The organism is Shewanella sp. MM_2022_3 (assembly GCF_022557375.1).
GTDB classification, from domain to species: Bacteria; Pseudomonadota; Gammaproteobacteria; order Enterobacterales; family Shewanellaceae; genus Shewanella; species Shewanella xiamenensis.
Genome location: NZ_JAKZGV010000008.1, coordinates 99946 through 124963 on the forward strand (window position 1 = coordinate 99946; position 25018 = coordinate 124963).

Below are 25018 nucleotides of genomic sequence, written 5' to 3' on the forward strand. Positions count from 1 at the left end.
CAAGTGGAGGAATCGGATGTCTATGCTATCGACTAAAACCTATCTTAGCGTCATCTTTGGGTTGTTACTCCCTTTTGCTGGATATGCAAATTCAACCTCTACGGTCGATAACTCGATGACCCAGGATCTTGTTGAGGTTGGGCGCGGCGAAATGGATTGGCTGTGGTTCAACTTATATAAAGCTCGTCTGATGACGCCAACCGGTCAGTATCAGCAGGGGGAGTATCCGCAACTGTTAGATATTGAATATTATCGTGATATTGATGCTGCAGATTTACTGGAAGCCACAGCCGACCAATGGCGACATTTAGGTTATGCCGATAGTGATATTGGTCGCTGGCTTAATTTACTAAAAGGTATTTGGCCTGATGTCACGCCAGGTGATCATTTAAGTTTTAAGATTATCGATGCAAACCAGAGTCAATTTTATTTTAATCAACAACCCCTCGGGCTTATCCAAGAACCACAATTTGCACAGGCTTTTTTAGCGATTTGGTTATCGACTAAAACCAGTCGTCCAAGTTTGCGAGCGCAATTACTAGGAGAAAAATCATGCGATTGTTAACGCTAAATTGGACTAAAAATGTCATCTTAAGTTTATTGATGCTCAGCCTGTTATCTAGTTGTTCCTCGGTTGAAGTAGCTGATTATCAAGGTACAAATCCACCATTAGTATTGGAAAAATTCTTTAATGGCCCGCTTAAGGCATCGGGCATCGTTGAGGATTTTAGTGGCAAAGTGATCCGTAAATTCAATGTCACTATGGAGGCGAGTTGGAAAGGGAACGAAGGTGTTATCGATGAATGGTTTGTCTATGATGACGGTGAAACCCAAACCCGTATCTGGCGTATAACCTCCCTAGGTGATGGACAATATACCGGCACGGCAGGCGATATTATTGGTACTGCAGTAGGTGAGGCGAGGGGAAGCGCGCTGCGCTGGCGCTACGATATGTTATTGCCTGTTGATGGTGATGAATACCAAGTGCATTTTGATGATTGGATGTTTTTAGTTAATGACAATACCATCATCAATAAAAGCGACATTATTAAGTGGGGGGTTACCGTTGCTAAGGTGACTTTAGTGATCCAAAAGCTAGATTAAGCGACTTGCTGCCATGGTTAACGGTATGGCTTGGCTAATAATCGCTCTCTGACTGCTCTAGACTGGCTCAAAGCAATCTATCGTGAATCATATAATGAAAAAGTATTGGATGTTACTGGCTGTGTTAGCAAGTATTTCATTAACAGCTTGTTCTAACATTGATTTTCGTTTCGAAGACACTTCAGAGAAACAAGCAGATCCTCATCAATCGAGTGGCGATCCTATGATGCAAGATAATGAGCGCCGTGTTCGTGATGCGCGCGAAGATGGAAAGCTAGAGCCAAAGGATCCGATTAAATTCTAAGATTGATCAATCTCAATAGAGTTTGAGTGGATTGTGCAGCCCTTACTTTGACATAAGGGCTGATGATTCGGAAAATTAACCCGCTTGACGACTATTATCCACTGTCTTCTTATCGTAATACTCAAAGGGAAATTGATTACGGATCCTTTGTTGTAGATTGTCATTTACATTGGCAGATATATGTAGTCGGACGTCGGTATTTTTCTCGGCTCTGATAGTACAAGTGAGTTTATCTGCTTTAGCAAGATGTCGACATTCCTTCTCGAAACGCTCGGGGATTTTGCCTTTGTGGTGAGTCATACGGCCGTCTTTAAAGTGCATTTCGAAAATAGTCGATCCCTTCTTACCACCAAATATCAGCTTATAAACCAGAAACAAACCAATTGCGATAAAAATAAGTTTAAAAATCGTAGCTGTCATGATGTCTCCTATCTTATGTTTATAGAATAAAGATACTCTGGAGTAGCAATGTTTAACAGTGCGCTAACACGCAATTTTAATTTGGCAACGTTAGGTTTATGACCTAGTGTTAATCAATTAAGGAAATATCATCCCCTTCGTTAAGGAAAACGCTATGTACCTATCAAATGCAGACCGTTGGTCGTTACTGTGTAAAATGCAAATTGAAGTGATCGACAAATTATCTTCGCACTTTCCTGAGCGAAAAGAGCCGCTAAGCGAGTTAACTCATGGTTGGCGACACTTGCAGCATCAAGTCCAAACGGGGGATAGGCCGATAGTGCATGAGCTGATAAAGTAAATTGCTAAAATCACAGATACAAAAAAGCCACTCAAAGAGTGGCTTTTTTGTTTTTTATGGTGCCGGCACCAAGAGTCGAACTCGGGACCTACTGATTACAAGTCAGTTGCTCTACCAACTGAGCTATGCCGGCTTAACTTTTACTGCTGAATAATGGTGCCCGAACCCGGAATCGAACCAGGGACACGAGGATTTTCAATCCTCTGCTCTACCGACTGAGCTATTCGGGCAACTAAACTAAGCGTTAGTTGTCTACTTCAAATCGTGAGTTTAACACCCCATTCGTTCGAAGTGCGCGTATCATATAGTGCACGCTTTCAGTGTGCAAGCCCTTTTAATTCGACTGGCCAAGTATTAAACAAAATGCGCAATATTTATTGCTTTACTTGAATGTGCAAAGCTTACTTAGCCTAACTATCAATGGCTTAATACAATTAAATAGTGGGAGGCGCGAATAACACCTTAGTCTCTGCCTCCGAACTTTGAAAATTGGCAAAGTTAAGTGTAAAGCCGTAAATCAATATTTGTTTGAAGGTTTCAGGAGCATCAGGAGCAAAAGTCGAGCTTGGAAACCGCTGCAATTATCGAGAGTAGGTTGGCTGTGACTTAGAGTGGAGTTATATGATTTGATTGAAATCCCAGATACAAAAAAGCCACTCAATGAGTGGCTTTTTTGTTTTTTATGGTGCCGGCACCAAGAGTCGAACTCGGGACCTACTGATTACAAGTCAGTTGCTCTACCAACTGAGCTATGCCGGCTTATACTGCTGAATAATGGTGCCCGAACCCGGAATCGAACCAGGGACACGAGGATTTTCAATCCTCTGCTCTACCGACTGAGCTATTCGGGCAACTAAACTAAGCGTTAGTTGACTACTTAAAACTGACAACTCAATGCTGTCTCGTTCGAAGTGCGGCTATATTAGCGAGGGTATTTAGCCGCTGCAAGTGCTTTTTCCTGATAAATGATGTGTTCGACTGTTTAATGTGCACTTTGGCTGTTTTTTATCTATAAACCTATCAAAATCGGTTCAGTTTAATATCACTAAGTTGTATTTCCACTCGAATATATTGCCTTTACTAACCTTGCTATCAGCTTCAAAACGTTAAAATGGCAAACATTCTAAATTTTAGAAAGATATGAGCTATTTTTACTGATTTTAGTTTTTAATTTTCGTTCTATGATAATGACTATTATTTAATTATGTGGCAGAAGTATAAAGGTTCGGAGTGGCAGTATGTTTAGAAATACTAAGTTAAGTTATGGACTTATTGCTATTGCAAGCCATTGGTTGAGCGCTGTAGCCGTGATTGGATTATTTGCCATGGGGGTTTGGATGGTTGAGTTGACCTACTACAGCCCATGGTACAAAACGGCGCCACATTGGCATAAAAGCGTCGGGATTTTGCTGCTGGCTGTAACGTTATTTCGTTTAGTTTGGCGTTTGATTAATCCAAAGCCTGCACCAGAGCAAAATCATCAGCCATGGGAAAAGGTTACTGCCCAGATTGCCCATGGCGCGATTTACCTCTTATTACTGCTGATTATGGCCGCAGGCATTTTGATTTCAACGGCAGAGGGGCGAGGAATTATGGTGTTTGACTGGTTTGAGTTACCTGGTCTGACGCCGCTGATTGAAAATCAGGCTGATATAGCGGGGGATATTCATCAATATGCCGCCTATAGCTTGATTGCTTTGGTTGTACTGCATGCCTTAGGTGCTCTAAAGCACCATTTTATCGATAAAGATTCAACATTACTCAAGATGATTAAATTTAACCGAGGATAATATAATGAAAAAACAACTATTAGCGGCTTTGATTGGCGGGTCTTTACTGGCACCTATGGCTGCATCTGCCGCCGATTATGTGATTGATCGTGAAGGTGCCCATGCCTCTATTACCTTTAAAGTGAGTCACTTAGGTTATAGCTATGTAGTTGGCCGTTTTAATGATTTCAGCGGTGATTTCAGCTACGATGCTAAAAATCCAGCGGCAGCCAAAGTGAATGTAAAAGTGAACACCTTAAGTGTGGATTCAAACCATGCTGAGCGTGATAAACACATCCGTAGCGCTGACTTTTTAAATGCTGCTAAATTTGCCGAAGCGACTTTCGTTTCGACTTCGGTTGAAGATAAAGGCAATGGCGATATGGTTATCAAGGGTAACTTCACGCTAAACGGTGTGACTAAACCACTTGCGATTCAAGCGCATGCTGTGGGTGAAGGTCAAGATCCTTGGGGCGGATATCGTGCCGGCTTTACCGGTACTACCACCTTTGCGATGAAAGATTATGGCATCAAGATGGACTTAGGTCCGGCATCTGCCAATGTTGAATTAGATTTAGTGGTAGAAGGTGTGCGTAAGTAAGCACGCCATTTCTCCTGTAACAAAAAAGCGCTCTTAGGCGCTTTTTTGCTATTTATGGATAGGCACTTAGGCTTATTCTTGATCTTTTTCAGGCACAAAGCCTTCAATTTCAACGTCTTTACCTTCGAACAGGAAGGATGTCATTTGCTCTTCTAAAAACTTACGATCATCAACATTCATCATGTTGAGTTTCTTTTCGTTAATCAGCATGGTCTGTTTTTTCTGCCATAGGCCCCAAGCTTCTTTACTGATGTTATCAAAAATGCGTTTACCTAAATCACCTGGATACAGTTGAAAGTCTAGGCCGTCGGCTTCTTTATTTAAATATACGCAATTGACTGTACGCGCCATGATTATTCCTTACTGCTTACTGACTGTAGCGGTTATGAGTGACTCCAAATTGGCTAGCACACGCTCGGTTGCGGCGGCGAGCCCCACTTTGGAAGGTTGATTTATGTTATACCAGAGAGACTGATTTTGTTCCATGACTGCGCCCACGATCTGTTTACCCGCGGTTTGCTTGTTGTAGCCATTCGCGTGACTATCTAAATTCAGTAGCATGGGCTGAATATCTAAATGGAAATGGCTAAAGGTATGCCTAAAACCAATTAATGGTTCGAGTTGAGCGGCTTTATAACCTTGGGCTTCAAGCTCTGCATTGAGTGCGGCTTGAGTATTAAACTCGGGGAAGCACCAGAGTCCGCCCCAAATGCCAGCAGGAGGGCGCTTAGCCAAGAATACTTGATTATCTTTGAGCAAAACCAACATCCAAGCAGATTTCTCTGGGATAGTTTTCTTCGGTTTTTTACCTGGGAAATCGGTTTGCCTACCCATAAGTTGGGCCTTGCAATCGATAGCCACAGGGCAAGCGGCGCAATTTGGTTTGCTGCGAGTACAAATACTGGCACCAATATCCATCATGGCTTGGTTATATTTTTGAATATCCTGCTCTGGCGTTAACTGTTCAGTTAATTGCCAGAGTTGCTCCTCCACTGGTTTTTGTCCAGGCCAGCCCGCAATCGCGCCATGTCTTGCTAGGACGCGCTTAACATTGCCATCGAGGATCGGATGCTGCTGCCCAAGTGATAGGGATAGCACAGCACCCGCTGTCGAGCGGCCAATACCTGGCAGTGCTAGCACTTTCTCAAAATTCGTCGGGAATTGTCCTTGATATTCATCGCGGATCATCTTAGCGGCTTTATGCAGATTGCGAGCTCTGGCGTAATAACCAAGGCCAGTCCAATGGTGCAATACTTCATCATCCGGGGCGTTAGCGAGGGCTAATACATCGGGGAAACGCGTCATAAAACGCTGGTAATAGGGAATAACAGTCGCCACCTGAGTTTGTTGCAGCATAATCTCTGAAACCCATACACTATATGGGGTTTTATCTTGCTGCCAAGGGAGGGTTTTACGACCGTGGGTGTCGTACCAATTAACGATACGTGTTGCAAAGGAGGCTGTAGATTTCATCGGCGCAGTGTAGCGGGAGATAGGGCGGCAAACAAGTCACTCTCACAGGAAAAACAGTGCTAGATTCGCTCCGGCGAAGAATCTTGTTATACTTCGCCTCCATTAGTGCTTGCACTGTAAGTTGAACTTTGGATAATGCCCTTCTTTTTAGAGGGTGTTGTCCACGAGACGAGGCAAAAATGAGCGAAGTCACTACCGCTGAATTTAATGAAGAAGGCAAGTATCTGCGTAAGATCAGAAGCTTTGTCCTAAGAGAAGGGCGTTTGACTAAAGGTCAAGCGCAAGCCATTGAGACTCAGTGGCCAACAATGGGCTTAGATTACAGCCCAACACCATTGGATTTAGCCGAAGTTTTTGGCCGCGAAGCTGACACTGTACTGGAGATTGGTTTCGGTATGGGCGCTTCTTTAGTGCAAATGGCGCAAGAAGCACCAGAGCTGAACTTTATCGGTATTGAAGTCCATAAGCCTGGTGTTGGCTCATGCTTAAGTGATGCCGCTGTCGCGGGCGTGACCAATCTTCGTGTGTATCACCATGATGCGATGGAAGTATTAGAACATGCGATTGCCGATGGCAGCCTGACGCGTGTGCAGTTGTTCTTCCCCGATCCTTGGCATAAAAAGCGCCACCACAAACGCCGTATCGTACAAGCTGAATTTGCCGAATTGATCCGCCGTAAACTGAAGATTGGCGGCGTATTCCATATGGCAACCGACTGGGAAAACTACAGCGAACATATGCTGGAAGTGATGAATGTGGCGAGCGGTTACAAGAATCAATCTGCCGATGGTACTGTTGTACCGCGTCCGGATCATCGGCCACTCACGAAATTTGAAGCCCGCGGTCATCGCCTTGGCCATGGCGTATGGGATCTGATGTTCGAGCGTATCGCTTAATATCGTTATCTTTTTATTGGTTTTTTAACACAACGGGGAAAATCACTATGGCAACGAATCGTAGCCGTCGTTTACGTAAGAAAATGCGCGTCGATGAATTCCAAGAGTTAGGTTTTGACATCACTTGGACGTTCGATGCATCAGTCTCTGAAGCTGAAATTGATGCAACTGTCGATAAGTTTATTGATGAGGTGATTGAAGCCCGTAAGCTAGGCTTCCATGGCGGTGGTCATATCGAATGGGAAGGTATTATTGCGACCCAAACTATCGGCAAGTGCACCGAGGAAGATATCGCTGCTGTTAAGGCATTCTGGGCGGGTCAAAAAGTGACTCAACTCGAAGTTAGCGAACTGTACGATATCTGGTGGAGTTAATGCCAGAACAGGCGTTATTAGAGGAAGTGGTCGACAAAGTTCGACCCTTGCTCGGCCAAGGAAAGGTTGCTAATTATATCCCTGCGCTCGCCAATGTTGATGCTGGCAAATTGGGCATAGCCGTGACCACTATTGACGGTGAAACCATAGGCGCAGGCGATTACCTTGAGCCATTTTCAATTCAAAGTATTTCTAAAGTTTTCAGCTTAACCTTAGCGCTAACTTTATATGAAGAAACAGAAATTTGGAGCCGCGTCGGCAAAGAACCCTCGGGACACTCCTTCAATTCATTAGTCCAAGTCGAACTCGAGCGGGGTAAACCTCGCAATCCCTTTATTAATGCTGGCGCATTAGTCATCGCTGACTTATTACAGAGCCGTTTAGGGGCACCTAAGCATCGGATGTTGGAATTGGTCAGGGCGCTGAGTCAAAACGATAAAGTTTGTTTCGATAAGCAAGTGGCTGATTCTGAATATCAGCACAGTGCTCGTAATGCGGCCATCGCCTATCTGATGAAATCCTTCGGCAATTTTCAAGGTGATGTCGATACAGTGCTGCGCACTTATTTTCATTACTGCGCCTTAAAAATGAACTGCGCCGATCTATCGCGGGCGATGCTGTATTTAGCTAATCGCGGTAAAACCATAGATGGCACTAAGCTTATTTCGCAAGTGCAGACTCGGCAGTTAAATGCCCTGTTAGCAACCTCGGGCTTGTACGATGGCGCTGGTGAGTTTGCCTATCGTGTCGGTATGCCTGGCAAAAGTGGTGTCGGTGGCGGCATTATTGCGGTGATCCCTAGGGAGCTCTCGGTCTGCGTTTGGTCACCCGAATTAGATAACCAAGGTAACTCCCTCGCGGGGACGGCGATGCTTGAGCATCTCAGCCAGCGTCTCGGACGTTCAATCTTCTGATTTAACTCTTTGATTAGCACTGCTAGGCTAAATATTAGTGAAATTCACTAATCTGCTATCGGTGCTAATTTTTATAACTCCATACTAATCATATTATTACAAAGTTGGCACATCTTCTGCTAATTGTCTTTTAGCATGTTAGCTTAGTCGAATTACTCAGATTAAAGGATGAACCACAATGAAAATAAATACGCTATTAACTGGAGTGGCATTATCGGGCGTTATTTTAGGTGCTTCTGGCTTGCAATCAGCACAAGCGAAAACCGAGCCGCAAATTGATGAGCGCTGTGAGGTTTCCCTTAATTATGATGTGAGAGTCGAACCTAAAAAATTAGTGATGAGTGAGAAGGGCGCCGAGAAGTATCGTATCGAGGTTGACAAGTTATACGTTGAAGGCAAGCAGGTAACTTTAACTGATAAGCAGAAGAAGCTAGTTAGCCAATATGCCGATGAGGTGTCAACTCAGGTACCTGAGGTGATTGAATTAGTCAATGAAGCGGTTGCACTAGCCTCTCAAGCTGTGAGTATGGCGTTAACGCCACTGATGGGCGATGCCGCTGGCGCTAAGTTTGATGAGATGATGGCGGGCGTGCAGAAGCGTGTCGATGCCGTAGCCTACAAGCAGGGCGATAGTTTTTACCTTGGTGCGACCGAAGAGTCGATGCAAAACACTTTTAACGACGAATTTGAACAGGAAATGGAGCAAATCGTGCAAAACTCCATTGGCACTCTGATGATGAACATCGGTGGCCAAATTCTTGCCGGCGATGGTGAGTCCTTCGATGCTAAGATGGAGGCATTTTCACAAAAAATGGATAGATTAGGCGATGATATTGAGCAGCAAATTGAATCCCAATCCAAGGGGATTGAAGCGAAAGCCGACCGTTTATGTGACCGTTTTGAAAACCTGCTAGTGCTTGAAAATCAACTGCGTAAAGAAGTGCCTGAGTTAGCACCCTATGTATTGACGCAAAACACTCACCACGAATTGCGTGAGTAGATATCGCAGAAGATATCTAAGGGAGTAAACTGGTTTTTACGCTAGAACGTTTGCCTAGCTGGCAAAATGAATAAAGCAGTATAAATGATCAATGCCTCAGCACCTTTGTGTTTGGGGCTTTTTATTGGGGAATTGTTACCAAGCACCTTGATATTAATCCCAATGCTTGCGGCTATTTAGTGTGGAATGTTACATTCTTCAGACTAATGTTTGGTATACTCTTAAAATATAATGAAAAGCTGGCAACTCAGTCAGATAAAACACTCTACTTTAGCTGACTTTTTCGGTTTAAATCTCTACAACGAACCCATTTGCTGTGAGATATTAAGGCGTTATGGAATGCTGCATTCCTGCGTTATTCCGAAAGTTTAAATCACTGTCGAAACTGCTTAAGGCGACTTTCCATGTTAGAACTGTTAGAACCTATTGCGATTTTTACTCATGTGGCCAGAGCCGGAAGTTTCAGTGCGGCCGCAAGAAGGCTTGGGATCTCTAAATCTAAGGTTAGTACGCAGGTAGCCGATCTCGAGCATAGACTCGGTGTTCAACTGATCCAGCGTACTACTCGCAGCTTAAGTTTGACTGAAGCTGGGCATTTGTTATATCTGCAAGGTGAAGAGTTACTCCGCGATGCTGAGCAGGCGATTGCTAGCGTGCATAATTTAAACGATGCGACCCGCGGCGTGTTAAAGGTGGGTATTTCTCAGTCCTTTGGCGCTATGCATATCATTCCCGCACTGCCATCCTTTATGGCAAAACACCCTGAGCTCGAACTGCAAGTCAGTTTGCTTGATCATAAGGTGGATGTGGTCAGTGAAGGTTTAGACTTACTGTTAACGATGTCTGAGCAGCTTCCCCTTGGTATGGTGGCGCGACCTTTGATGAAGTGTCAGTTCCTACTCGTTGCCTCACCCGATTATATTGCTAAGCATGGCGAACCTTCGCGTCCAGAGCAATTAGTCGACCATAACTGCTTGGTGTATCAAGGTGAGTGGCATGAGCACAGCATGTGGCAGTTTAAAAAGGGCGATGATTACTGTGAGATAGGTGTCTCTGGTAACTTTAGAGTGGATAACGCTCCGGCTTTAAAATCAGCTGCGATCAGTGGCTTAGGGGTTGTATATCTTGCTAGTTACTTGATGGAAGATGAGATCGCTAAAGGTACCTTGGTGCCACTATTGAGAGATTGGCAATTGACTCATCATTTGCCGCTACAGGCGGTCTACCCACGTCGTAAGCATTTAGCGCCTAAGGTGAGTGCTTTCATTGAGTTTATTAAAGACCATATTGGTAATCCGCCTTATTGGGATATCCCTTATGCTGAATTTTTCAGTGAGCGTCAGTAATTTTGGAAACATTGTTCTTAAAATTCGTCCAATGCGTTTTGGACGCGTTTGTCGATATTTTAAGTTAATTGAAATCAGTGGTTTATATGTTTTTGGCCTTGCATTTTAGTTTGGTTTTTTAGCATTTTCTAAAACAAGTTTTTGAAGCTTGTATTGAAGTCTGTTCTTAAATGAATACAATGATTGCCAGATGATTCGGAATGACCTGAGTCCTATGCTTTTATTGGAAATGACCCCTTTCGATATGAGTGTACAGGTCTGCAATATTGCGGTTTCGAATCACCGCCAGCAGAAGTTTGCGAACTAAAACAATGTTGGCTTTTAAACCATCATCCTAGTTTTTGGTTTACCTCAGCTTATTAGGCTGAGGTAATTTTTTTTCTGATGGTTTAATCGTGGGAAATGAGTTTTGTCTCTCTGTACCCTAAAGTCACACCGAGTGTTAAGTATTGAGCTTAATTCATCAAATATAGTGATCCACAGTGAGATAGGGTTTTATGACCAAGCTGGTGATAAATCCAATAAAAAAGCCACTTGATAGTGGCTTTTTTATTGGCTGCGATTTAATCACTTCATTCGCAACGGTGTTCAAGGGAGACTAGCGTGAGCCTCCCAAGGTTTGAAGCTTAGGTTTTGTTAACACTGGCAATCCATTGATCGACTTGCTCTTCCAGCACATCCAAAGGCAGCGCGCCATTTGCCAAGACTAAAGTATGGAAATCCCGGATATCAAACTTATCACCCAGTTGTTTTTCCGCCTTGTGTCTCAGTTCGAGTAACTTAATCATCCCAACTTTATAGGCTGTGGCTTGCGATGGCATAACGATATGACGCTCCACCATTTTCTTCGCATCGGATTTTGCGTTAGGGGTATTATCGACATAATAAGCAATCCCTTGTTCGCGGGTCCATTGCTTGGCGTGGATCCCGGTATCTACCACTAAACGGCAAGCTCGCCATAACTCCATCGCCAGTCGACCAAAATCGGAGTATGGATCGGCATATAAGCCCATTTCTTTCGGGAAAGACTCACTGTAGAGCCCCCAACCTTCGATATAGGCGGTATAGCCACCGAACTTACGGAACTTAGGAATATCCTTCAGCTCCTGCGAAATGGCGATTTGCATATGGTGGCCTGGGATCCCTTCGTGGTAAGCCAGTGCTTCCATTTGGTATTTGGGCATGGCCTTCATATCGTAGAGATTAGCGTAGTAGCTGCCAGGGCGAGAGCCATCGGGCGCCGGTTGTTCATAAAAGGCTTTACCCGCAGATTTCTCCCTAAAGGCTTCAACCTGTTTGACTATCATGGCTGCCTTTGGCTTGACCTTAAAGACTTCATCCAAGCGTGAGCGCATATTATCGATAAGCTTGGTAGCATCGGCTAAATATGCCGCCTTGCCTTCGGCGGTATTTGGATAATAGAACTGTGGATCATCGCGCATAAAGGTGAAGAATTCTTGCAAGGTGCCGTTAAAATTCACCTTTTTCATAATGGCGCGCATTTCATTATGGATGCGTTCCACTTCGGCAAGACCAAGTTGATGGATTTCATCCGCCGTCATGTGGGTAGTCGTCGTGCGTGCAAGGGCATTGTTATAAAACGCCTCGCCGTCGGGGAGTTTCCAAACCCCATCGCGGGTATCGGCCTTAGCTTCTAAGGTTTTGATATAGGCGATAAGCGTCTTGTATGCAGGCTCAACTTGCGAGACTAGTGCTTTTTCTACATCGGCAATCAGTTGGGCTTTTTCTGCCTCGGAGATGCTGAGTGCATTCACTTTTTTGCGAAAATCCGCCAACAGGGCACTGTCTTCGCCTTTATCGAAGGGGGCGCCTTTAATGAGGTTTTGGCTGTCAGAAATCACGTAACCGAACACAAATTTAGGGGCAATAATGCCTTTATCTGCACGAATCTCTAGCGCTTGTTGCAGTTGGCTTAGGCGTTTTGGCACGCCATTTAAGCGGCTGATATAGGCCTTAGCATCGCTGACATCGGTGATCTGGTGTTGATTAATTAGGAAGGAGGCGATCATCGAGTGGCCACCATGCATCTGATTTACTGGGTAGTTATGGTAACGCCACTGATAGTCTTTGATATCGTTATTCAGGTTTTGAGTGAGTAACGTCAGGCTTAGGCGAGTTTGTGGGTCAAGCTTACTCGCATCCAGTTGATTCAATTCGGCCAGTTGTTTCTTAGTGCGCGCCAATTCACGGGCATCCGCCTCATCGCCAATGTCGTCCCACTTATCATAGTCCTGCTTAATGCCCATATAGGTTTGCGCAATTGGGCTTGCCATGATGTTTTCCATGAAGATGGTTTCAAACAAGGCGTTGGCTTTTTCTGACTCGCTTTGGGCGGCAATACTTTTACTGGTTACATTATGTGAGTCATTTAAGCTGGGCACTGCATAGGAGGGCAGTGCAAGCAGGGCGGAGAGGGTAAATGCGACTAAGCTGATGTTCGTTTTTATTGGCATGATCAGGCTTCCTTAACAATGTTCAGGCAATTCTAAAGAAGCAGGGGAAAAATGTATGAATATAAATGTTAGAAAATGTGTTAGCCATAAAAGATCCTTCATCGAAGAAACTAGGCTAACACATTATTTATACGGGAAATTTAATCAGTGAATTAACAAAATTGCGTTAGTAAATCGTTCACAAACATATGACCTTTACTGGTTAATTGCCAATGTTCAGCCGATTCGGTGAGTAAACCCCGTTGTTTGGCCTTTTCCATCCCATCCTTTAAGGTGTCTCGGTGTAAACCGGTTCTGTCTTCAAACTCTTGTTTAGGGATTGGCGTCATTAGGCGCAGACGATTCATCAAGTATTCGAGGGCGCGATCTTCTTGAGCGACTTCAGTTTGTTCGAAGGTATAGTTGCTGGCCGCTAAATAACCTTTAGGGTGTTTAATTTTGACCGTACGAATGATGCGATTTTCTTCAGGTAAGGTCACTTTGCCATGGGCACCGCAGCCTATACCTAAATAATCGCCGAACTGCCAATAGTTAAGGTTATGCCGGCACTGATAGCCAGGTTTGGCATAGGCCGAGATTTCATACTGCTCATAACCGAGTGCCGCTAACTTTTGTTGCCCTTGTTCGTAGATCTGCCAGAGATCTTCATCGTCGGGCAGTTGCGGTGGCTTGGAGTGAAACAGGGTATTGGGCTCAATCGTCAATTGATACCAAGACAAATGCGGAGGATTGAGTGCGGCTGCGGTATCGATATCTGCCATGGCTTCGGTGAAACTTTGATTCGGAAGTCCATGCATCAAATCCAAATTAAAACTTAAATAACCCGCTTGGCTGGCTTTTTGGGCGGCGGTTTGGGCTTCGTTTTGATCGTGAATTCGCCCCAGCAGATTAAGCTTATCCTTGGAGAAGCTTTGTACCCCAATCGATAACCGAGTGACCCCAGCGGCGCGGTAGGCACTAAAGTCATCGTGCTCTAGGGTACCAGGGTTGGCCTCCATGGTGATTTCAATATCGTCACTAAAGGGAATTAGCGAGTTGGCGCCATCCAATATCCGTTTGATTTGATTGGCATCAAATAGAGACGGTGTTCCACCACCAATAAAAATGGTGTGCAGCTTACGGCCCTGTACTAAGTGCAAGTCTTGGTGTAAGTCCGCTAGCAGCGCATCCACATAGGCCTTTTGGGGTAATTCGCCATTTTGCCCATGGGAGTTAAAGTCGCAGTAAGGGCATTTTTGTACACACCAAGGGATATGGATGTACAAGCTCAATGGCGGCAGGGTTAACTGAGATGACACATTAACTGACATTATTGGGCGTTCCCGTCGGTAAATACGCCTTTTTCCTGCATGGCAGCAATCAGTTGTACTAACGCTTTACCACGGTGACTCAAGGCATTTTTCTCGTCACTGCTCATTTGGGCGGCGCTGCAATCATGGTGTTCTGGAATAAAAATCGGATCGTAACCATGGCCGTTGTCACCCCGTTGCACGAAATCGATTTGGCCTTCCCACGCGGCTTGGCAAATGATTGGCGTTGGGTCTTTCGCATGGCGCATATAGACTAAAACGCATTGGAATCTGGCCGTACGCGGCGCAGGATTATCCTTTAATGTGTCTAATAGTTTTAACACATTGTCTTGATCCTTGGCATTTTCCCCCGCATAGCGCGCAGAGTAGATGCCCGGTGCACCTTGGAGTAAATCGACTTCTAATCCCGAGTCATCGGCAATGGCGGCAAGTCCAGTAATTTGTGCCGCATGTCTGGCTTTGATAATGGCGTTTTCGACAAAGGTGGTGCCCGTTTCGGCCACTTCGCTAACGTTAAATTGGCTTTGTGGCAGCACTTTTACGCCGTAGGCGGCGAGCATTTGATCGAATTCGGCAAGTTTACCTTTATTGCCACTGGCGAGGACGATTTGTTGCATGGGGTACCTATTTCATTGAGCGATGTTTACGGCGGCAATGATACCCAAGCTTGGCGGTAAAGGACAGAAAAAGGCAGGACGATAATTGGTATCGTCCTGCCTGTGAGGCTGAAATTATTCGACGTAGAACTTTTGTTTAAACTGTAGGTTAGTATTCAGCTGGTTCCTATACTTGATGGCGATGTTGAAATTAATATCTTGATCGTCGCGGTATGGGACTTCAGCAATATAGTAAATGGCCTTACCTTCACGGATTTCTCTAAATTTTAAATCGATACGCGCATCGAGTAAGTTATTGGCAACACCGGTGATTTCAACAGGCACGGCGGGTGAGCCTTCTTCACTCGTATCTAATACCGCGATGTTGATAATACCTTTGTAGCTACTACGCTCAATGCCATAGGTTTTAGCAATACTGGGGGTCAGAAAGGTACTTCCTAACGCGATATAATGAATATCAAAATTACCGACGGTTTCTTTTTGCTCGGCATTAGCGACACCACAAAGGCTAGCTGTTAATGCGAGCATGATTAGGAGGTTACGTAACATAATGTTGTACCTTAACTTAATATGAGAGATTGCTTGATTATATGTATCGGAACCTAGACTTCCAACGCTGTGTTTATTCGAGCAGTGTCGCGATTTCTGTCGGGACGTTTTTAGGAGCGCTAATCCGTACCAGTTTATGGCGCCCCAATTCGCCCTTAAGGATGTGAACATCGCTTTTAGGGACTTTAAAGGCCTTGGCTAAATATTTGCTTAAATGGGCATTGGCCTTGCCATCAATAGGCGGGGCGGTAATGGCGACTTTTAACTCATTACCATGAAGCCCAACTATCTGATCGCGACTCGCTTTAGGTTGAATATACAAATTAAGCAGCAAGTCGCCTTGCTGCATAATGACTGCGCTCATTAAATCACGGCCCAAAAAGGTACGTATTGCGCCAACAGCATGTTGATAAAGTTCATGCCGATAATCACTAACATTACCGACAGATCTAAGCCACCAATTGGCGGAATGATGCGGCGCACTGGGGCCAAAATGGGCTCGGTTAATTGCCCCATAATCATCACGATCGGATTATAGCCTTGATTGAACCAGCTCAAAATCGCCCGGATGATCAACATCCAAAACAGCAAAATGCCCGTCTGTTTGATGACAGTGACAAGCGCAAATACAAAGAACAGCACAATATCAATAGCGCCACCGGCGATAAGGCTCAATAGCAAGACTTTTACGATGACAACCAATAATGCCAACACAAACGAGGCTGTATCAAATCTTCCTATTGATGGGATCACTCGGCGCATTGGGGCGATGAGTGGGTGAGTTGCTTTCACGATAAATTGACTAAAAGGGTTATAAAAATCGGCCCGTGCCAAGGGGAGCCAGAGCCGCAAAATCACTACCATCAAATACAAATCGAAGAGTGTGCTGATCAAGAAGGTTAATGCATTCATCGAGATTTCTGCCTATATGAGTCCAATTAAAAACGCCCGTTATCTGTGTTTGAGCCGTCGGGAAAGTGGTTTAATTAAAATGTCTTTGCCATTTCTTCTGCGCGATTAATGCAGTTTTCCATGGCTTTTTTTACGACGCCACGGAGATCTGCCGCTTCGAATGTGGCGATGGCTTGCGCCGTTGTCCCACCTTTAGAGGTGACATTTTCCCGTAAATTACCCAGCGTGAGCTCAGGATTTTGTTTAGCCATCATAGCAGCACCAAGGGCGGCTTGCTGCACTAAGCTTCTGGCTTTGGCTTCGTCCATGCCCATTTGTTTACCCGCATCAATCATCGATTCCATCAGCAGGAAGAAATATGCTGGTGAGCTACCAGCAAGGGCAATGACTTGATTAATTTCAGATTCTTCATTTACCCACACTATTTCACCGCCGCTGGACATCAATCGTTCAGTAATGGCTTTTTGTGCATCCGATAGGGGGTGCGGTGCGTAGAGTCCCGCCATGCCGACGCCGATTTGCATTGGGGTGTTTGGCATAGTGCGAACCAGCGTGATGGGTTGTGCTAAATACTGGCTGTAGCGTTCAGCTTTAATCCCTGCGGCAATAGTAATGATCAGCTTGTTAGACATATCAATGTCTTGCAGTGCTTGGCAGACTGGTTCCATTAACTGCGGCTTAACGGATAATACGATGACATCGGCATCTTGGGCGGCGCTGACATTATCTTGGGATACACGCACACCAAAGTCGTGAGCGAGAGCGTCGAGTTTACCTTGGCTTGGGTTGGTCGCCTGAACCTGTGATGCTGGATAACCGCTACGAATTAAGCCGCTGATAATACTACGGGTCATATTGCCCGCGCCGATAAAGCAGATTTTTTGTTGACTCATGTGTACCCCATAATGTCTGGCCTAGGGCTGAATCCTATGGTTCAGCGATGACAAAATTAGACCGGATAAAAATTTCTATTTAATGTCTCTTTACAGTATTTGGGCTTTAGCTTGTAAAAACAAGACCAAATACCGAGTCAGTCGCTATACCTTAGTTTTCAATCTGTGATAGCGACAGTTGGCAATGACCTCTTTAATGGCAATAGGTTTGATACTTATCGACTCAATTGATCGTTTCTTTTGAGGAATAATCCCGCTCTCCAAAGATGGCGCTGCCAATGCGCACCATGGTTGAGCCGCACTCGATAGCGATGTCCAAATCATTACTCATGCCCATTGATAGTGTATCGACATCGTGATAATGCTGTTTCAGTGTCTCGAATAACTGCTTGAGCTCGGTAAGTTCCCGGGTTTGCTGGGTAATGTTATCGGTTGCAGTGGGAATAGCCATTAAGCCTCTGAGCCTTAACTGCGGCAGTTGGCTGATGATATTGGCTAGCGGTAGCATTTGCTCGGCATCGATACCAGATTTTGTGTCTTCATCACTGATGTTGATTTGAATGCACACATTAAGTGGCGCAAGGTGAGTGGGGCGCTGTTCATTGAGCCGCTGGGCAATTTTTTCTCGGCTAAGGGTGTGCATCCAATCGAAGTGCTGGGCAACTAATGTGGTCTTATTGGATTGTAGAGGCCCAATAAAATGCCATTCAATATCGGGATGAGTATCTTTTAGCGCTTCAATTTTTGTCGCACCTTCTTGAACATAGTTCTCACCAAAGCAACGCTGGCCTGCATTATAGGCGGCTATAATATCTGCTATAGGTTTAGTTTTACTGACGGCAAGTAAGCGAATAGTGTGAGGTAAGCGTGCGCATTTTTGCGCCGCTTGCGCGATCCTGCTCTGGGCGTGGGCGAGTCTGTCTGCTATTGTTGTCATGATGTAATTATCTAGTTGCAAGGATATCCCAAACTATGGAAATCACTGAGTTATTAGCTTTTAGTGTAAAACACAAAGCCTCGGATCTACACCTCTCTGCAGGGATATCTCCCATGATCCGTGTCGACGGTGAAGTGAGAAAAATCAATCTGCCCGCGCTCGATCATCAGGGTGTACACAGCCTTGTTTATGACATTATGAATGATAAACAACGCAAGGACTTTGAAGAACATTTAGAAATCGACTTTTCGTTCGAAGTCCCTAATTTAGCGCGTTTCCGTGTGAACGCCTTTAACCAATCTCGCGGCGCTGCGGCGGTATTTCGTACCATTCCCAGTGATATCTTGTCACTTGAGCAGCTAGGTGCGCCTGAAATTTTTAAAAAAATTGCCAGTTTTCCCCGTGGGTTAGTGTTAGTCACTGGGCCTACAGGTTCGGGTAAGAGTACCACACTTGCGGCCATGGTCGATTACATCAATGAAAACCGCCATGATCATATCTTAACCATTGAAGACCCAATCGAATTTGTTCATCCCAACAAGCAATGTTTGATTAACCAACGGGAAGTACATCGCCATACCCACAGCTTTAACGCGGCACTGCGTAGCGCACTGCGTGAAGACCCTGACGTTATCCTCGTTGGTGAGATGCGTGACCTTGAAACCATTCGTCTGGCGATGACTGCGGCTGAAACGGGTCACTTAGTTTTTGGTACCTTACACACCACGTCGGCGGCTAAGACTATTGACCGTGTGGTTGACGTTTTCCCTGCCGGTGAAAAGGACATGGTTCGTACCATGTTATCTGAATCATTACAGGCGGTTATTTCACAAACCCTGATTAAGAAAATCGGTGGTGGCCGTGTTGCTGCCCACGAAATTATGATGGGTACGCCCGCTATCCGAAATCTTATCCGTGAAGATAAAGTGGCGCAGATGTACTCTGCCATTCAAACGGGGATGGCCCATGGCATGCAAACACTCGAACAGTGTCTGCAAAACTTAGTGAACCGTGGTCTCATCACCCGTGAGGATGCCATGGCGAAGAGCTCAAACAAACAAGCGACGTTTTAAGGATTTATGATGGATGTCCGTCCGTTTTTAAAAGTCATGGTGGAGCGTAAAGCCTCGGACCTGTTTATTACCGCAGGGTTTCCGCCGAGCGCCAAAATCGATGGTGAGTTACGCCCGTTAGCCGAGAGTGCCTTCACGCCCGCGCAGTCTTTGGATTTTGTCGAGTCCGTGATGACGGAGGCGCAAAAGAAGGAGTTTCACACGACTCGCGAGTGTAACTTTGCTTTTGCGGTTAAGGAGTTGGGGCGTTTTCGCGTCAGCGCATTCTGGCAGCGTGAGTCTCCGGGTTGTGTTATGCGCCGGATTGAGACGAAAATCCCAGAAGTGGATGATTTAAAACTGCCACCCATTTTAAAAGATCTGGTGATGAGTAAGCGTGGACTTATCATCATGGTGGGGGGGACAGGGACCGGTAAATCGACTTCCTTAGCAGCATTAGTCGGTTACCGCAATGCCCATGCCCGCGGGCATATCTTGACGATTGAAGACCCTGTGGAATTTGTGCACGATCATCGCAAAAGTATCATTACCCAACGTGAAGTGGGCATAGACACTGAGTCCTTTGATGCGGCGCTGAAGAGCTCGCTGCGTCAGGCGCCTGATGTGATCCTTATCGGTGAAATTCGAACCCAAGAAACCATGGAGTTTGCGCTCTCCTTTGCTGAAACGGGCCATCTGTGTATGGCGACACTGCATGCTAACAATGCTAACCAAGCATTAGACCGAATTATGCACTTAGTGCCAGAAAGTAAACATCAACAGCTATTATTCGATTTGTCACTCAACCTGCGAGGTATTGTGGCGCAGCAGCTGGTGGCTAAAGTTGATGGAACAGGGCGCCGGGCGGCGATTGAGGTCTTGATCAATACGCCACGTGTCGCGAGTTTGATTGCTAAAAATGAGCTGCATTTGCTCAAAGAAACCATGGCCAAATCGAATGAGCAGGGCATGCAGACCTTTGACCAAGCTCTGTTAAAGCTCTATGTCGATGGGGAGATCAGTTATGCCGACGCGCTTCATCATGCTGACTCACCCAACGACTTGCGGTTAATGATTAAATTGCAAAATAAAGAACCCGCCAGTTCGAGCTTTATGGAAGGCGTGACCTTGGATATGGATTAATCCTATTTTGTCGTGTGTTAAAGCAGCTCGATTGAGCTGCTTTTTTATCAGCTAAAGCAATCGATAACTCCTTGTAGCTTTTATTTTTTTATTCAATATGATCTTTACCGTAGCAAGTGACGTAATAAGAATAAGTTCGCCTATCTTGGATCATTGAATAAGAAGGACATTATGATGAAACTCCCGCTATTTATCTTGACTAGCTTGATGAGCACCAGCGCTTTGGCGGCAACATGCCCAAGCTACCTTGATGTTGAAGTGCGTAAATTGCACTCAGAACAGAGCGTTAACTTATGTGAGCTCACTCAGGGTAAGCCTGTGCTGCTGGTCAATACCGCCAGTAATTGTGGTTATACACCGCAATTTAAAGCCTTAGAAGCACTCCATCAACAATATAAAGATAAAGGGTTAGTGGTAATTGGTTTCCCTTCGGATGATTTTTTCCAAGAGGAGAATGATGAAAAAGACACGGCTAAGGTGTGCTACATCAACTATGGTGTCACCTTCACCATGCTCGCGACGTCTCCCGTCCGAGGCAGCGATGCTAACAGTGTATTCAAATACTTAGGCGATAAAGCTGGCTCACCCAAGTGGAATTTCTACAAATACGTAGTGAGTGGCGATGGCAATACTGTGCAGCAATTTAATTCTAAGGTTAAACCCGATAGTGCCGAGCTTAAGCAGGCAATAGAATCCGTGCTTTAATGCCCAATTTATTCATTTACAAATTTTAAGAGGCTACTTTGGCTAGGTTTTCAGGATTATCAAAAGAGATAGGTCACGCAACGCGTGGCAAAGTGGGTGTGTTGTTACTTAACCTTGGCACGCCAGATGCGCCAACGGCATCGGCCGTAAGGCGTTACCTTGCAGAGTTTTTATCCGACCCTCGGGTGGTAGAAATTCCAAAACTCCTCTGGATGCTGATTTTACATGGCATAGTGCTGCGCGTTCGCCCAGCAAAGTCCGCGGCACTTTATCAAAAGGTGTGGACAGAAGCTGGGTCGCCACTGATGGATATCAGTTTGCGGCAAACGGCTAAATTGTCTGATAAATTAACCGCCGATGGTTATCCAGTGTCGGTTCACTTAGCTATGCGCTATGGTAACCCTTCAGTGGCAAACACGTTACAGGATATGCATAAGCAAGGGATTGATAAGATAGTTGTTTTACCCTTATATCCCCAATATGCTGCGCCGACAACGGGTTCCGCTTTTGACGCTATTGCCAAGGAACTTTGTCAATGGCGCTATTTGCCCTCGCTGCATTTTATTAATACTTATCACGATAACCCTGAGTTTATTGCTGCATTAGTCAATTCGATTCGTGCCGATTTTGACAAACATGGCAAGCCACAAAAGTTAGTGCTGTCTTACCATGGTATGCCTGAGCGTAATCTTCATCTGGGTGACCCCTATTATTGTTTTTGCATGAAGACCACTCGTCTTGTGGCTGAGCAATTGGGTTTGGCCAAAGATGAATTTGCGATTACATTCCAGTCACGTTTTGGTAAAGCTAAGTGGCTACAGCCTTATACGGATGCGACGATGGCGGCTCTGCCGAGTCAAGGTGTGCGTGATGTTGCGATTGTATGTCCAGCATTTAGTGCCGATTGTTTAGAGACGTTAGAAGAGATCGTGGGCGAAAATGGCCATATCTTTACTCATGCTGGGGGGGAGAAGTTCCGTTATATTCCAGCGCTAAATGATAATGATGACCATATCAGCATGATGGCGAACTTGGTTAAACCCTATCTGTAGACACTAATATCGTAGAAATAAAAAAGGATAGCTCAGGCTATCCTTTTGTTTTGATATCGCTCATTAGTCGCCGAAATGATTTTCAAAATAGCTTTCGACAATCAATACGGCTGACACAGCATCAACTTGACCTTTGGTGAGGGCTTTGAAGCCGCCGAGTTCAAATAGCCTAGCTTTTGCATCTGTGGTGGTGAGTCTTTCATCCTGAGTGACAATTTTGACCCCAAACTTAGCGTTTAGTCGGTTGGCAAATTTTCTTGCTCTGTGGGTCATTTCTTGTTCTGTGCCATCCATGTTGAGCGGTAAACCCACGACGACTAAATCGGGTTGCCATTCTTGGATGAGTTTGGCTATTTCATCCCAATTTGGAATGCCATCAACGGCCTTAAGAGATAAAAGTGGTGTTGCGCTGGAGGTAATTTGTTGCCCTACGGCAACGCCGATGCTTTTTGTACCAAAATCAAAACCTAACACGGTTTTAGTATTCATCTGATATTAACTCGTTAAATAAAGTGAGATTAGGCGTGGCCTGCCTGTGTTGAAAGTTGCCAAGCCTCAAATCCCAGTGAACGGCTAGCTTGTTGCCATCTATCTTCGTGGTTTACTTCGAAGAGTAAGGTGTGATCAGCGGGGATCGTAAGCCAAGAGTTATCGGCAAGTTCTTGCTCTAACTGATTTTTACTCCAGCCAGCATAACCTAATGCTACGAGAAACTTATCTGGTGAGCGCTTACTGCCTATAGCGGTTAATACGTCTCGAGATGTGGTAAGCATCAGTCCCGAGCCTAATTCCGTACTATTGGCCCAATAGGATTGGGAAGTATGCAGTACAAAACCTCTATCTTGGGAAACTGGCCCGCCCATTAAGACTTGCGATCCCATCGCAAAATCGGCAGACACTTGCTCTGTTGGGAGATCCATCTGCTCGAGCAAGGAGTTAACTTCAATGCCCAGCGGTTTATTAATCACTAGTCCCATAGCGCCTTTTTCATCGTGCTCACATAAATAGATGACGGTGCGCTCAAAAAAAGTGTCATCGAGTGATGGCATGGCGATTAAAAAATGGTTCTGCAAACTCTCCATTAAATGCTCCGTTCAGCCCATATGCATTGATCGATAGATAAAATCCAGCTACTTAGGATCGTGGCGTATCAACCGCCGGCTAATTTGACTTTATAGTTTTGTTTTTCAAGCAACTGTTTGAGTAGTTCACGGTTATCGGTTTGCACTTCGATCGTGAAATCTTTAACCGTCCCACCACAACCACATTGTTTTTTAAGTGTTTGTGCTAGTGCTTTTAGGCCAGTATCGTCAAGCCCTAGGCCTGAAATGACCGAGACACCTTTACCTTTACGGCCTTTGCTGTCTCTGTGGATACGCACAATGCCATCGGATGCGGGGAGTGCTTTTGCTTCTGGTTCGGCAGTAATGCGACCTTTATCAGTGCTGTATACTAAGGAAACGTTGGGATCTACTCTCATAAGTCATCTTTTATCTGAATGTAAACGGCTTAAGTCTATCAAATTCATAATGCTTCGTGGAGGTAAAAAGTAGAGGTAAAAAAAGGCCACAGACAGAGACTGAAAGTGGCCGAAGGTAAATGCTAGCTCTTTGCAGGGAAGTAGCATGTTTTCAAACGGAATTTATAGATGCTGCAAAACCATAGCGATTAATGCCAATGCGGTGAGTAGGGCGCAGGGCATAATAAAACGATGTAATTTGGGAAGTGCAATTAAACAGGCTGTGGCAACAAAACCAAATGCGGCAATAGTGGTGTAGTCTGCACCATTTGATACAGCTTCGAATATCAGCCAACTCATTACAATCAAAGGCAAAAACAATAACATCATCGGGAGATGAGGCGTGAGTTTATTGTTATTGGTGTCGATTGAGGCTTTTTGTGGCGCTAGCCAGAAAATTGCTGATGCAACAATCAATGCGCTAATGAACCAGTACATGTTATTTATCCCTTAATCGCTTTAAGTGATAATCATTATCATTTAAAGCGATTGCTGAAGTCAAGCTGAATAACGCTCTGCTTTTCATTATATTGAGTTGTAGAATCGGCCATTGCTCTGTAAGCTAAATTTATTTATCGGCTCATTTGTGTTCTTTACGAAATCCAAGGAAATCACCATGAAAAATTTTATCGTAGGGTTAGCAGTGCTGGCCTTGAGTGCTTGTAGTTCTCTTAAGTCTGGTTGGGACTACGATCCCAGTGCCAATTTCTCTCAATACAAAACCTATGCTTGGGTAGCACAAAAGACCGATGCTTCAGGTTATCATCTCGATGGTCTGATGGATCAGCGAGTGCGTGATGCAGTTAATGCACAGCTTTCTGCTAAGGGCATGACGTTAGTCGATGCAAAAGACGCTGATGTCCTAGTTAACTATCTGACTAAAATCGACAAAAAGATTAATGTAGATACTTTCAATACCAACTTTGGCTATAACCCTTACTATGGTCCTGGTTGGGGATGGGGTGGCAACATGCAAACTCAAACCACGGTGAGAGAATACGAAGTTGGTACGTTGATCATTGATTTAGTTGATAATAAAACAGCTAAGTTAATATGGCGTGGTTCGGTGGCTGACACCATTCGTGATAAAAATACTCCTTCTGAAAGAGTCCAGCTCATCAATGATGCCGTTGGAAGTGTCATGGCGAATTATCCTCCGAAACCTGAAAACAAATAATTTACTTTTAGTCTAAAAAAGCGGCTATTAGGCCGCTTTTTTGTGGCCAAAATTTAGGCTTGAATGACGTGATGTTGAGTTTTCTACAAAATTTCAAAGTTTAATTGATTATGCTTTATTAAAACTTATCAAAAAAT

31 protein-coding genes and 4 tRNA genes are annotated in these 25018 nt (G+C 44.8%); 16 read left to right on the forward strand and 19 right to left on the reverse strand.

Translation table 11 applies throughout. From position 1 onward, the window contains the following. The first annotated feature begins 16 nt into the window (after positions 1-16). From MMG82_RS07265 to MMG82_RS07275, 3 genes are all read left to right on the forward strand, one after another. Positions 17-565, forward strand: coding sequence for a chalcone isomerase family protein (locus MMG82_RS07265; protein WP_047534871.1), 549 nt, complete (start codon positions 17-19; stop codon positions 563-565). Then, the gene (locus MMG82_RS07270; protein WP_047534873.1) at positions 553-1104 is read left to right on the forward strand and encodes a DUF3833 domain-containing protein; all 552 of its coding nucleotides are present in this window, start codon (positions 553-555) and stop codon (positions 1102-1104) included. Before MMG82_RS07265 ends, MMG82_RS07270 begins: the two co-directional genes overlap by 13 nt. Positions 1105-1195: 91 nt before the next feature. After that, positions 1196-1408 carry a hypothetical protein gene (locus MMG82_RS07275; RefSeq protein WP_047540153.1) on the forward strand — a complete coding sequence of 71 codons (213 nt, stop codon included), beginning with the start codon at positions 1196-1198 and terminating at the stop codon, positions 1406-1408. 75 nt (positions 1409-1483) lie between these two features. Here MMG82_RS07275 and MMG82_RS07280 read toward each other — a convergent pair whose 3' ends face one another. Then, complete coding sequence (locus tag MMG82_RS07280) at positions 1484-1828, reverse strand: DUF3634 family protein (RefSeq protein WP_037420843.1); 345 nt, start codon at positions 1826-1828, stop codon at positions 1484-1486. A 154-nt stretch (positions 1829-1982) separates the two neighbouring features. On the opposite strand from MMG82_RS07280, the gene MMG82_RS07285 reads away from it, so the two are divergent. Beyond that, positions 1983-2168, forward strand: a complete 186-nt coding sequence (locus tag MMG82_RS07285) for a hypothetical protein (protein ID WP_037420841.1) — start codon at positions 1983-1985, stop codon at positions 2166-2168. A 57-nt stretch (positions 2169-2225) separates the two neighbouring features. Here the strand turns inward: MMG82_RS07285 and MMG82_RS07290 are convergent. From MMG82_RS07290 to MMG82_RS07305, 4 genes are all read right to left on the reverse strand, one after another. Continuing rightward, positions 2226-2301, reverse strand: a tRNA-Thr gene (locus MMG82_RS07290). A 21-nt stretch (positions 2302-2322) separates the two neighbouring features. After that, a tRNA-Phe gene (locus tag MMG82_RS07295) sits at positions 2323-2398 on the reverse strand. A 453-nt stretch (positions 2399-2851) separates the two neighbouring features. After that, a tRNA-Thr gene (locus MMG82_RS07300) sits at positions 2852-2927 on the reverse strand. 16 nt (positions 2928-2943) lie between these two features. Next, positions 2944-3019, reverse strand: a tRNA-Phe gene (locus MMG82_RS07305). Between the two features lie 387 nt (positions 3020-3406). Between MMG82_RS07305 and MMG82_RS07310 the strand changes: the two genes are divergently transcribed. Both MMG82_RS07310 and MMG82_RS07315 read left to right on the forward strand, forming a co-directional pair. Then, positions 3407-3958 (forward strand): cytochrome b, encoded by a 552-nt coding sequence (locus MMG82_RS07310; RefSeq protein WP_047533772.1) that lies wholly within the window; start codon positions 3407-3409, stop codon positions 3956-3958. Between the two features lie 4 nt (positions 3959-3962). Next, entirely contained in the window at positions 3963-4538 is a 576-nt protein-coding gene (locus MMG82_RS07315) for a YceI family protein (RefSeq protein ID WP_055647815.1), read from the forward strand. 72 nt (positions 4539-4610) lie between these two features. On the opposite strand, the gene MMG82_RS07320 is transcribed toward MMG82_RS07315, so the two are convergent. Continuing rightward, a complete protein-coding gene (locus MMG82_RS07320) occupies positions 4611-4889 on the reverse strand; it encodes an oxidative damage protection protein (RefSeq protein ID WP_037420816.1) in 279 nt (92 codons plus the stop codon). Between the two features lie 9 nt (positions 4890-4898). Then, positions 4899-6011, reverse strand: coding sequence for an A/G-specific adenine glycosylase (gene mutY / locus MMG82_RS07325; protein ID WP_055647816.1), 1113 nt, complete (start codon positions 6009-6011; stop codon positions 4899-4901). A gap of 179 nt (positions 6012-6190) precedes the next feature. On the opposite strand from mutY, the gene trmB reads away from it, so the two are divergent. The 5 genes from trmB (at position 6191) to MMG82_RS07350 (ending at position 10541) form a co-directional block, all read left to right on the forward strand. Further along, on the forward strand, positions 6191-6907 hold the full coding sequence (gene trmB, locus MMG82_RS07330) for a tRNA (guanosine(46)-N7)-methyltransferase TrmB (protein WP_055647817.1): 717 nt from the start codon (positions 6191-6193) through the stop codon (positions 6905-6907). A 47-nt stretch (positions 6908-6954) separates the two neighbouring features. Next, the gene (locus MMG82_RS07335) at positions 6955-7281 is read left to right on the forward strand and encodes a YggL family protein (RefSeq protein ID WP_037420808.1); all 327 of its coding nucleotides are present in this window, start codon (positions 6955-6957) and stop codon (positions 7279-7281) included. Further along, entirely contained in the window at positions 7281-8195 is a 915-nt protein-coding gene (gene glsB / locus MMG82_RS07340; protein WP_241406678.1) for a glutaminase B, read from the forward strand. Before MMG82_RS07335 ends, glsB begins: the two co-directional genes overlap by 1 nt. Before the next feature lie 178 nt (positions 8196-8373). Further along, positions 8374-9195 (forward strand): YggN family protein, encoded by an 822-nt coding sequence (locus tag MMG82_RS07345; RefSeq protein WP_037420805.1) that lies wholly within the window; start codon positions 8374-8376, stop codon positions 9193-9195. Positions 9196-9599: 404 nt separating this feature from the next. After that, positions 9600-10541 (forward strand): LysR family transcriptional regulator, encoded by a 942-nt coding sequence (locus MMG82_RS07350; RefSeq protein WP_241406679.1) that lies wholly within the window; start codon positions 9600-9602, stop codon positions 10539-10541. A 626-nt stretch (positions 10542-11167) separates the two neighbouring features. On the opposite strand, the gene MMG82_RS07355 is transcribed toward MMG82_RS07350, so the two are convergent. The 8 genes from MMG82_RS07355 to MMG82_RS07390 all read right to left on the reverse strand — a co-directional run bounded on the left by MMG82_RS07355 (position 11168) and on the right by MMG82_RS07390 (position 18233). Continuing rightward, positions 11168-13015, reverse strand: a complete 1848-nt coding sequence (locus MMG82_RS07355; protein WP_241406680.1) for a DUF885 domain-containing protein — start codon at positions 13013-13015, stop codon at positions 11168-11170. A gap of 152 nt (positions 13016-13167) precedes the next feature. Then, positions 13168-14325 (reverse strand): radical SAM family heme chaperone HemW, encoded by a 1158-nt coding sequence (gene hemW / locus MMG82_RS07360; protein ID WP_172591411.1) that lies wholly within the window; start codon positions 14323-14325, stop codon positions 13168-13170. Continuing rightward, entirely contained in the window at positions 14325-14942 is a 618-nt protein-coding gene (gene rdgB, locus MMG82_RS07365; RefSeq protein WP_037420793.1) for an RdgB/HAM1 family non-canonical purine NTP pyrophosphatase, read from the reverse strand. Before rdgB ends, hemW begins: the two co-directional genes overlap by 1 nt. 114 nt (positions 14943-15056) lie before the next feature. Next, a complete protein-coding gene (locus MMG82_RS07370; RefSeq protein ID WP_241406681.1) occupies positions 15057-15491 on the reverse strand; it encodes a DUF4426 domain-containing protein in 435 nt (144 codons plus the stop codon). A gap of 73 nt (positions 15492-15564) precedes the next feature. Beyond that, positions 15565-15855 (reverse strand): DUF167 family protein YggU, encoded by a 291-nt coding sequence (gene yggU / locus MMG82_RS07375; protein WP_172591409.1) that lies wholly within the window; start codon positions 15853-15855, stop codon positions 15565-15567. Next, positions 15855-16403, reverse strand: coding sequence for a YggT family protein (locus MMG82_RS07380; RefSeq protein WP_037420784.1), 549 nt, complete (start codon positions 16401-16403; stop codon positions 15855-15857). The genes yggU and MMG82_RS07380 overlap by 1 nt, the downstream gene beginning before the upstream one ends. A 74-nt stretch (positions 16404-16477) precedes the next feature. Next, a complete protein-coding gene (gene proC, locus MMG82_RS07385; RefSeq protein WP_144375262.1) occupies positions 16478-17296 on the reverse strand; it encodes a pyrroline-5-carboxylate reductase in 819 nt (272 codons plus the stop codon). Positions 17297-17519: 223 nt separating this feature from the next. Further along, entirely contained in the window at positions 17520-18233 is a 714-nt protein-coding gene (locus tag MMG82_RS07390; RefSeq protein ID WP_144375261.1) for a YggS family pyridoxal phosphate-dependent enzyme, read from the reverse strand. Between the two features lie 35 nt (positions 18234-18268). On the opposite strand from MMG82_RS07390, the gene MMG82_RS07395 reads away from it, so the two are divergent. From MMG82_RS07395 to hemH, 4 genes are all read left to right on the forward strand, one after another. Beyond that, entirely contained in the window at positions 18269-19306 is a 1038-nt protein-coding gene (locus tag MMG82_RS07395; RefSeq protein ID WP_037420775.1) for a type IV pilus twitching motility protein PilT, read from the forward strand. Between the two features lie 9 nt (positions 19307-19315). Continuing rightward, positions 19316-20428 carry a PilT/PilU family type 4a pilus ATPase gene (locus MMG82_RS07400; protein ID WP_037420771.1) on the forward strand — a complete coding sequence of 371 codons (1113 nt, stop codon included), beginning with the start codon at positions 19316-19318 and terminating at the stop codon, positions 20426-20428. A 171-nt stretch (positions 20429-20599) separates the two neighbouring features. Beyond that, positions 20600-21133, forward strand: a complete 534-nt coding sequence (locus MMG82_RS07405; RefSeq protein WP_037420768.1) for a glutathione peroxidase — start codon at positions 20600-20602, stop codon at positions 21131-21133. Between the two features lie 38 nt (positions 21134-21171). Continuing rightward, positions 21172-22185, forward strand: coding sequence for a ferrochelatase (gene hemH, locus MMG82_RS07410; protein WP_172591408.1), 1014 nt, complete (start codon positions 21172-21174; stop codon positions 22183-22185). 63 nt (positions 22186-22248) lie between these two features. Here hemH and ruvX read toward each other — a convergent pair whose 3' ends face one another. The 4 genes from ruvX to MMG82_RS07430 all read right to left on the reverse strand — a co-directional run bounded on the left by ruvX (position 22249) and on the right by MMG82_RS07430 (position 24142). Further along, positions 22249-22674 carry a Holliday junction resolvase RuvX gene (gene ruvX, locus MMG82_RS07415; protein ID WP_037420762.1) on the reverse strand — a complete coding sequence of 142 codons (426 nt, stop codon included), beginning with the start codon at positions 22672-22674 and terminating at the stop codon, positions 22249-22251. A 29-nt stretch (positions 22675-22703) separates the two neighbouring features. Then, on the reverse strand, positions 22704-23267 hold the full coding sequence (locus MMG82_RS07420) for a YqgE/AlgH family protein (protein ID WP_037420759.1): 564 nt from the start codon (positions 23265-23267) through the stop codon (positions 22704-22706). Between the two features lie 68 nt (positions 23268-23335). Continuing rightward, positions 23336-23665: a stress response translation initiation inhibitor YciH gene (yciH, locus tag MMG82_RS07425; protein WP_037420757.1), complete on the reverse strand. Its 330-nt coding sequence runs from the start codon at positions 23663-23665 to the stop codon at positions 23336-23338. A gap of 162 nt (positions 23666-23827) precedes the next feature. Continuing rightward, a complete protein-coding gene (locus MMG82_RS07430; RefSeq protein WP_037420754.1) occupies positions 23828-24142 on the reverse strand; it encodes a hypothetical protein in 315 nt (104 codons plus the stop codon). 178 nt (positions 24143-24320) lie between these two features. Between MMG82_RS07430 and MMG82_RS07435 the strand changes: the two genes are divergently transcribed. Then, entirely contained in the window at positions 24321-24881 is a 561-nt protein-coding gene (locus MMG82_RS07435; RefSeq protein ID WP_037420751.1) for a DUF4136 domain-containing protein, read from the forward strand. Positions 24882-25018 lie beyond the last annotated feature (137 nt).

Coding starts and splice junctions, on each gene's coding strand:
- MMG82_RS07345 (WP_037420805.1), top strand. CDS start 8,374: ATGAAAATAAATACGCTATTAACTGGAGTGGCATTATCGGGCGTTATT.
- MMG82_RS07270 (WP_047534873.1), top strand. CDS start 553: ATGCGATTGTTAACGCTAAATTGGACTAAAAATGTCATCTTAAGTTTA.
- hemW (WP_172591411.1), bottom strand. CDS start 14,325: ATGTCAGTTAATGTGTCATCTCAGTTAACCCTGCCGCCATTGAGCTTG.
- MMG82_RS07310 (WP_047533772.1), top strand. CDS start 3,407: ATGTTTAGAAATACTAAGTTAAGTTATGGACTTATTGCTATTGCAAGC.
- proC (WP_144375262.1), bottom strand. CDS start 17,296: ATGAGTCAACAAAAAATCTGCTTTATCGGCGCGGGCAATATGACCCGT.
- MMG82_RS07320 (WP_037420816.1), bottom strand. CDS start 4,889: ATGGCGCGTACAGTCAATTGCGTATATTTAAATAAAGAAGCCGACGGC.
- MMG82_RS07335 (WP_037420808.1), top strand. CDS start 6,955: ATGGCAACGAATCGTAGCCGTCGTTTACGTAAGAAAATGCGCGTCGAT.
- MMG82_RS07405 (WP_037420768.1), top strand. CDS start 20,600: ATGATGAAACTCCCGCTATTTATCTTGACTAGCTTGATGAGCACCAGC.
- MMG82_RS07400 (WP_037420771.1), top strand. CDS start 19,316: ATGGATGTCCGTCCGTTTTTAAAAGTCATGGTGGAGCGTAAAGCCTCG.
- yciH (WP_037420757.1), bottom strand. CDS start 23,665: ATGAGAGTAGATCCCAACGTTTCCTTAGTATACAGCACTGATAAAGGT.
- MMG82_RS07380 (WP_037420784.1), bottom strand. CDS start 16,403: ATGAATGCATTAACCTTCTTGATCAGCACACTCTTCGATTTGTATTTG.
- MMG82_RS07285 (WP_037420841.1), top strand. CDS start 1,983: ATGTACCTATCAAATGCAGACCGTTGGTCGTTACTGTGTAAAATGCAA.
- MMG82_RS07390 (WP_144375261.1), bottom strand. CDS start 18,233: ATGACAACAATAGCAGACAGACTCGCCCACGCCCAGAGCAGGATCGCG.
- rdgB (WP_037420793.1), bottom strand. CDS start 14,942: ATGCAACAAATCGTCCTCGCCAGTGGCAATAAAGGTAAACTTGCCGAA.
- MMG82_RS07435 (WP_037420751.1), top strand. CDS start 24,321: ATGAAAAATTTTATCGTAGGGTTAGCAGTGCTGGCCTTGAGTGCTTGT.
- MMG82_RS07265 (WP_047534871.1), top strand. CDS start 17: ATGTCTATGCTATCGACTAAAACCTATCTTAGCGTCATCTTTGGGTTG.
- MMG82_RS07315 (WP_055647815.1), top strand. CDS start 3,963: ATGAAAAAACAACTATTAGCGGCTTTGATTGGCGGGTCTTTACTGGCA.
- ruvX (WP_037420762.1), bottom strand. CDS start 22,674: ATGAATACTAAAACCGTGTTAGGTTTTGATTTTGGTACAAAAAGCATC.
- MMG82_RS07280 (WP_037420843.1), bottom strand. CDS start 1,828: ATGACAGCTACGATTTTTAAACTTATTTTTATCGCAATTGGTTTGTTT.
- MMG82_RS07355 (WP_241406680.1), bottom strand. CDS start 13,015: ATGCCAATAAAAACGAACATCAGCTTAGTCGCATTTACCCTCTCCGCC.
- MMG82_RS07420 (WP_037420759.1), bottom strand. CDS start 23,267: ATGGAGAGTTTGCAGAACCATTTTTTAATCGCCATGCCATCACTCGAT.
- MMG82_RS07370 (WP_241406681.1), bottom strand. CDS start 15,491: ATGTTACGTAACCTCCTAATCATGCTCGCATTAACAGCTAGCCTTTGT.
- mutY (WP_055647816.1), bottom strand. CDS start 6,011: ATGAAATCTACAGCCTCCTTTGCAACACGTATCGTTAATTGGTACGAC.
- MMG82_RS07350 (WP_241406679.1), top strand. CDS start 9,600: ATGTTAGAACTGTTAGAACCTATTGCGATTTTTACTCATGTGGCCAGA.
- yggU (WP_172591409.1), bottom strand. CDS start 15,855: ATGAGCGCAGTCATTATGCAGCAAGGCGACTTGCTGCTTAATTTGTAT.
- MMG82_RS07395 (WP_037420775.1), top strand. CDS start 18,269: ATGGAAATCACTGAGTTATTAGCTTTTAGTGTAAAACACAAAGCCTCG.
- trmB (WP_055647817.1), top strand. CDS start 6,191: ATGAGCGAAGTCACTACCGCTGAATTTAATGAAGAAGGCAAGTATCTG.
- glsB (WP_241406678.1), top strand. CDS start 7,281: ATGCCAGAACAGGCGTTATTAGAGGAAGTGGTCGACAAAGTTCGACCC.
- MMG82_RS07430 (WP_037420754.1), bottom strand. CDS start 24,142: ATGTACTGGTTCATTAGCGCATTGATTGTTGCATCAGCAATTTTCTGG.